Below are 1,265 nucleotides of genomic sequence, written 5' to 3'. Positions count from 1 at the left end.
GGCTGCAGCAACTGCGCGAGCAGGCGCCGCAGCAGGTGCTCAAGGAAGGCAAAGCTGCCGGCAAGGTCACCTTGGGGCTGGACGGTGACTACGCCAACCTTGATGCCCTGGTGCATGACACCAAGCAAATGGTGGACGAGCGTCTGCGCGACGGTGGCGACCTGATCGCGATCATCGGTTCCGATCTGTTGGCGGCCGATAAGGCGAAGTTGTACGCCAAGCAAGGCGACGTGCCGACCGAGAAAGAGCGCATCGAAGATGCCCAGGTGATCGCCACCTACGGAGGTTTGCCAAGCTTCAGCGTGCCGTTCTTCCCAGTCAACGCTGTGCTGGTCACCAGTTGGGACAACCTTTCGATCTACTTCCAGGACTCCAGCTGGCGCAAGCAAACCGTGGACAACCCGAAACGCTCCCGCGTCGAGGATTACAACAGCCGCAATGAAGGCTATGTGATCGAGCAGCTGGAGAAAATCGCGCTGACCGAGAACGTGGAGCTGGTGAAGTGAGCCTGGCTCTCGCACACAAGCGCCGCACTTTGGCTCAGGGAACCGCTGCAGTGAATGCTGCTGAAGCGGCACCGGCGGCGTATTCGCCGGCGGAAGCCCTGAGCAGCCCGGCCAACGCGAAAAAGCACCTGCTGCTGATGGAAGCGTCGCTGGATCAGGATTTGCAGCGCCTGAGCGATATCAAGGGGCTCGCCGGGCGTCAGGCGCTCAAGCGCGAGGAACTGCTGCCCAAGTATCAGGACTTCATTCAGCGTTACATGGATTCGGGCCTGGTGATGCCGAACCGTGTCCTGGTGCAGGTGATGGTCTGGCTGTTCGACACCGAGCAGTTCGAAGACGGCCTGGCGCTGGCGGACTTTGCGATCGGGCAGGGGCAGGAAATGCCCGAGCGGTTCAAGCGTCGCGACGTGCAAACCTTCGTTGCGGACGCAGTGATCGACTGGGCTTACGCCGAATACAACGCCCAGCGCAGCCCGGAGCCGTACCTGTCCGATCTGCTGCCTCGCGTCGACGGTGAATGGGAGCTGACCGAACAGATCCCGTCCAAGTACCACAAGTTGATCGGCATGCGGGCCATGGAGGCCGAGCAGTGGGAAACCGCGCTCAAGCACCTGGAACGATCTACCGAGCTTTACGCGAAAGCAGGCAACGAGACGCGAATCAAGAAGTGTCGTATCGCACTCGCCAAACAAACGCCCGCCGTTACCGGCGCCCAATAACCGACTACCCCCCCAGCGGGGAACTGTGGACGTGTGTCTG

General features: G+C 61.2%; 2 protein-coding genes. Both read left to right on the top strand.

Translation table 11 applies throughout. From position 1 onward, the window contains the following. The coding region (locus tag ACW9IR_RS29435; RefSeq protein ID WP_457466117.1) for a P2 family phage major capsid protein at window positions 1–506 on the top strand (506 nt) is incomplete at its 5' end. Further along, complete coding sequence (gene gpM, locus ACW9IR_RS29430; RefSeq protein WP_457466115.1) at window positions 503–1,225, top strand: phage terminase small subunit; 723 nt, start codon at window positions 503–505, stop codon at window positions 1,223–1,225. The genes ACW9IR_RS29435 and gpM, both read left to right, overlap by 4 nt. Window positions 1,226–1,265: the final 40 nt, after the last annotated feature.

The sequence above is a fragment of the Pseudomonas sp. SDT291_1_S447 genome (assembly GCF_054070155.1).
Note: the sequence above shows the minus strand (reverse complement) of the source record. Positions and strands in the feature narration are given on the sequence as shown.